Here is a 5,148-nt window from a genome sequence, read left to right on the forward strand (position 1 = left end):
GCCCTCGGCCCACACCGTGCCATCCGCATCCGCCGAGAACGACTTGCACCGGCCATCAACCGCAAGCCCCCGCTGACGCGAGAACTCAATGAATATGCCCGGCGTCGACATGACCGTCACACCACCCGCGAGCGCCAACGAACACTCCCCGGACCGCAGCGCACGCACCGCCAGATGCAGCGCGACCAGCGACGACGAACACGCCGTGTCCACCGTCAACGCCGGACCCTGCAACCCCAACGTGTACGCCACCCGACCCGACGCCACACTCGACGTCGTCCCCGTCAACCCGAACCCCGCAGCACCCACACCCGCCTCACCCAACCGCGGACCGTACTCCTGGGCCATGGCACCGGCGAACACACCGGTCTGGGTACCGCGCAGGGAGTCCGGGGCGATTCCGGCCCGTTCGAGGGCCTCCCAGCACACTTCGAGGAAGGTACGCTGCTGCGGGTCCATCGCCAGCGCCTCGCGCGGCGAGATCCCGAACAACTCGGCGTCGAACTCCGCGGCGCTCTCCAGGAATCCACCGCTGCGCACATAGGTGGTCCCGACATGTGCGGGGTCGGGGTGGTAGAGCCCGTCGAGGTTCCAGCCGCGGTCGGCCGGGAAGCCGGAGATCACGTCGCGCTGCTCGGCCACGACCTGCCACAGCGCCTCGGGCGAGTCCACCCTGCCCGGGAAACGGCAGCCGATGCCGACGATCACGACGGGGTCGTCCTGATCGGGACGGGCCGCGGGGGCCGCAGCGCCGTACTGCTGGTCGGCGATCAGCGCGGCCAGCTCGGCGGGGCTGGGATGGTCGTACACCACCGTGGTCGGGAGTTTGCGTCCGGTGGCGGTGACGAGCCGGTTGCGCAGTTCGACGACCATCGCCGAGTCGAAGCCCAGCTCCTTGAACCTCCGCCGTGGTTCGACCTCGGCGGCGGAGTCGTGGCCGAGGACGGCGGCGGCGTGCGCCCTCACCAGCTCCAGGGCGGCAGGGCCGGTCAGCGACCGGGTCGGCTCGGCCTCGTGTACGTCCCCGGTGTCCTCTGAGGTCGCCGCGGACTGCGACGGCGGCACGGTGCCGGCCGACGGCAGGGCCTCAACCCCCCTGCGCTGCCCGGAGATCCAGTGGCGGCGCCGCTGGAAGGCGTACGTCGGCAGCTCGGCACGGGCGGGGCCGGCGGGCAGGACGGCGGACCAGTCCACCGCCGCGCCGTGGCAGAAGGCCTCGCCGAACGCGAGCAGCAGCCGTTGCGGACCGCCCTCCTCACGGCGCAGCGTACCCAGCGCGGCGACCGGCAGGTCCGCGGCCTCCGCGGTCTGCTGGACGGCCAGCGTCAGCACGGGGTGCGGGCTCATCTCGATGAACAGCTCGTGCCCCGCCTCGAGCAGTGCCCGTACGGTCGGCTCGAACTGCACGGGTTCACGCAGGTTGCGGTACCAGTAGTCGGCGTCCAGCTCAAGGCCGTCCAGGGCCGTCGCGGTCACGGTGGAGTGCAGCGGCACCCGCCCGGTGCGCGGCGCGATCCCGGCGAGGTCGGCCCGCAGCGTGTCGCGTACGGCGTCGACGTGCGGGCTGTGCGAGGCGTAGGCGACCGGGATGCGCCGGGTGCGGACGTCCTCGCCGTAGTGCGCGGCCAGTGCGTCCAGGGCGGCCCCGTCTCCGGCCACCACGGTCATGTCGGGCGAGTTGACGGCGGCCACGCTCAGCTGGGGGCGGCCGGCGAGGTCGTCGCGTACCCGGTCGGCGGGCTGCGACACGGTGAGCATGCCGCCGCCGCGCCCGGCCAGTGTGCCGAGGGCGGCGCTGCGTACGGCGATCAGCCGGGCGGCGTCGTCAAGGGTGAGGGCGCCGCTGACGGTGGCGGCGGCGATCTCGCCCTGCGAATGGCCGACGACCGCGGCCGGTTCGACTCCTGCTGCCTGCCACAGTGCGGCCAGCCCGACCATCACGGCCCACAGGGCGGGCTGCACGACGTCGTCGCGTTCAAGGGCGGGCGCGCCGGGGCGGCCGCGTAGCACGTCGGTGAGCGACCAGTCGCGATACGGGAGCAGCGCGCGCTCGCAGTCCTCGATGACCCGGGCGAAGTCGGCGGCGCTGTCGAGGAGTTCCGCGGCCATGCCGGCCCACTGCGAGCCCTGACCGGGGAAGACGAACACCGCCTTGCGGACGGCCTGGTGGCTGCTGCCCTCGATCGCGGCCGGGGTGATACGGGCGTCGGCGACTGCGTCCAGGGCGGTCAGCAGTTCGTTCTGGTCGGCGCCGACCAGAACGGCCCTGTGGGTGAAGGTGGTGCGGTCGTGAGCGAGAGCCCGGGCGATCTCGGCGGTACCGAACTCCGGGTGCCCGGCGAGGTGTTGGCGCAGGCGGTCGGCCTGGGCGCGCAGCGCCGCGTCGCCGCGTCCGGACAGCACCCAAGCGACGGAACCGCCCTGATTACCCGAATCTGTTCCCTGTTCTGGCGTGTTTGCGACGGTCGTGGCGGCGTCGCCCGGCCACTCGCTGAGCACCAGATGGCAGTTGGTGCCGCCCATCCCGACCGATGTCACGCCCGCGGCGAGCGGCCGGTCGCAGCGCGGCCAGGGTCCGGTGCCGGTGGCGGCGGCGAGTCGCAGAGCGGCGAACGGTATCCGCGGGTTGGGGGTCCGGTAGTTCAGGGTCGGGACGAGCTCCCGCTCTTTGAGGCAGAGGATGGTCTTGACGAGTCCCGCTATGCCCGAGGCCCCTTCGAGGTGGCCGATGTTCGTCTTGACGGAACCGAGCCTGAGCGGATTCTCCGGAGTGCGGGACGGGGCGAAAACGGCGCCCAGAGCTGCTGCTTCTATGGGGTCGCCGACCCGGGTGCCCGATCCGTGGATTTCGATGTACTGCGCCTGTTCCAGCGGTATTCCCGCGCGCTTCCAGGCGTCGCGTACGACGCGCTCCTGGGCTTTTCCGTTCGGGGTAGGAAGGGTTTCGCTTGCCCCGTCGCTGCCGATGGCACCGCCGCGTATCAGGCAGTGGATGCGGTCCCCGTCGGCGATGGCCCGGCTCAGGAGTTTCAGCGCCACCACACCGCCGCCCTCACCCCGGACATAGCCGTTGGCCCGGGCGTCGAGAGCGTGACATCGGCCGTCGGGCGAGAGGCTGCCGAAGGCTGCCAGAACCTGGGTGCTCTCCGGTGCGAGGTTGAGGCTGACGCCGCCGGCCAGCACTGCGGTGGACTCGCCGCTGCGCAGGCTCTCGCAGGCCAGATGCACCGCGACCAGCGACGACGACTGTGCGGTGTCGACCACGATGCTGGGGCCCTGCAGACCGAGTACGTAGGAGACCCGGTTGGCGATGATGCCGCGGTGCAACCCGGTGACCGTGTGCGCGGAGGTCGCGGCGGGCCCGGCCGCGTGGGTGAGGGCCGCGTAGTCGTCGGCGATCGCGCCGACGAAGACACCGGTGGCGGTGCCGGCGAGCGTGGCCGGGACGATGCCTGCGTCCTCCAGCGCCTCCCAGGCCAGTTCGAGTATGAGCCGCTGCTGCGGGTCCATCGCGGCGGCTTCGCGCGGTGATATGCCGAAGAACTCGGCGTCGAAGGTGTCGACGTGGGGCAGAAATCCGCCGGGACGCGGCGACCCGTCCGGTATCGCGGCGAGGTGGGTGCGGTCTGCGGGCGGCTCTGCTACGGCGTCGCGGCCGTTCCTGAGAAGATCCCAGAATTCTGCAGGTCCTGCCCCGCCGGGAAATCGACAGGAAAGACCGATGACGGCGATGGCCTGGTCGTGAATCCGATCGGGTTTCTGCTGTGGTTTCTGGTCCGGGATCGACTGTTCGACATTTTCTGCCGCACTGTCTGATGTGCTTCGTGCCGCGTTTTCTGATTGCGGTGCTAATTCAACCCGGGCATGACGGATCATGGTTCGGACGCTCCCCCCGTGAAGCGCGATCAATGGTGCTGCCGACTCGGCGGTCCAGTCTGACTCCAAGCCGGCTTCGGACCATAGCACCGAGCCGTGGCTCAGTAAACCAATGGCCATCGCTGGGTCTTCGGCATCCGGAAGTCGATATACCGGATAATCGCGGGGATCAACGTCCCAGGCACCCGTGTTGCTAAGTAAAAGTAAACAACACAGCCGTGCAGGGCGAGGTCGGTGAACGCGCCTTCGCTATGCCGCGGAGAATGCCTCGATGTATGCCGTCACGAGCGGCGACCGGTCGTCGCGCCGCCGGGCGAGAACCAGCCGGGTGCGCGGCACATCGGCTACCAGCCGGTAGGTGATTCCCTCGACGGCGTGCCGCTCCAGGGCCGATTCGGGCACCAGCGCGATCGACTGCTGCCACAGCACGGCGTGCAGGCACTCGTCGAGCGAGTGCACCTCGGGGCCGCTGCCGGACACCGACGGCTGCCAATGCGCCCGCCAGGTCGCATCCACCCCGCCGGGGAATCGGATCGAACTGGTGTGGTCGATGTCTTCCCTGGTCAGCGAGCCCTTCTCGGCCAGCGGGCTGCGCGCGGCGACGGCCGCGAAGCAGCGGTCCTCCTGGATCGCACGGACCGTCAGACCGGTCTCGTCGAAGGGCGTCCAGGTGATCGCCACATCGATCAGGCCGGCCGCGAGACCCATGGTCGGGTCGGCCAGATCGCCCTGCCGCAGGCTCACCACGGCCTCCGGGTGGCTACGCGCGAAGGCCGCCACGACGGGCGCCGACAAAGTGGCCTCACCGGGCCCGAGCACCCCGACGCGCAACACACGCGCGCCTGTGACCTGCTGGACCACCCGCTCCCTGGCCCGCTCGGCCCCCGCGAGCAGGGCCTTGGCCTCCTCCAGCAGGACGTCGCCGGCCGCGGTCAGTTTCATGCCCTTGGGCCCCCGGACGAACAGTTCGCAGCCCAATTCGGCCTCCAGCACACGGATCCGCTGGCTGAGCGGCGGCTGCGACATGTGCAACCGCCTGGCCGCCCGGCCGACATTGCCTTCCTCTGCCACGGTGACGAAGTAGCGCAACCCCCGTAAGTCCATAGCCGACACGATACCCAATCCTTTGCCACCGGTAGCGAAAATGTATTGGATCGTTTCGGAAAGCCGTGCTGAGATCGAGAGATGGAGAGGCTCTTCGGTCGGACGTTGCGGTCACGCGCTCGCCGGGTCGATTACTGCAAGCCGCACCGCTGGAAAAGGAGTGCCTAA

At 70.2% G+C, this 5,148-nt stretch carries 2 protein-coding genes; both read right to left on the reverse strand.

All coding sequences use genetic code 11. The features are described 5' to 3' along the window. The coding region (locus tag AQI88_RS41745; RefSeq protein WP_341849533.1) for a type I polyketide synthase at window positions 1-3,996 on the reverse strand (3,996 nt) is incomplete at its 3' end. A 129-nt stretch (window positions 3,997-4,125) separates the two neighbouring features. Beyond that, complete coding sequence (locus AQI88_RS41750) at window positions 4,126-4,965, reverse strand: LysR family transcriptional regulator (RefSeq protein ID WP_067011016.1); 840 nt, start codon at window positions 4,963-4,965, stop codon at window positions 4,126-4,128. Window positions 4,966-5,148: the final 183 nt, after the last annotated feature.

The sequence above is a fragment of the Streptomyces cellostaticus genome, assembly GCF_001513965.1.
Classification (GTDB): domain Bacteria; phylum Actinomycetota; class Actinomycetes; order Streptomycetales; family Streptomycetaceae; genus Streptomyces; species Streptomyces cellostaticus.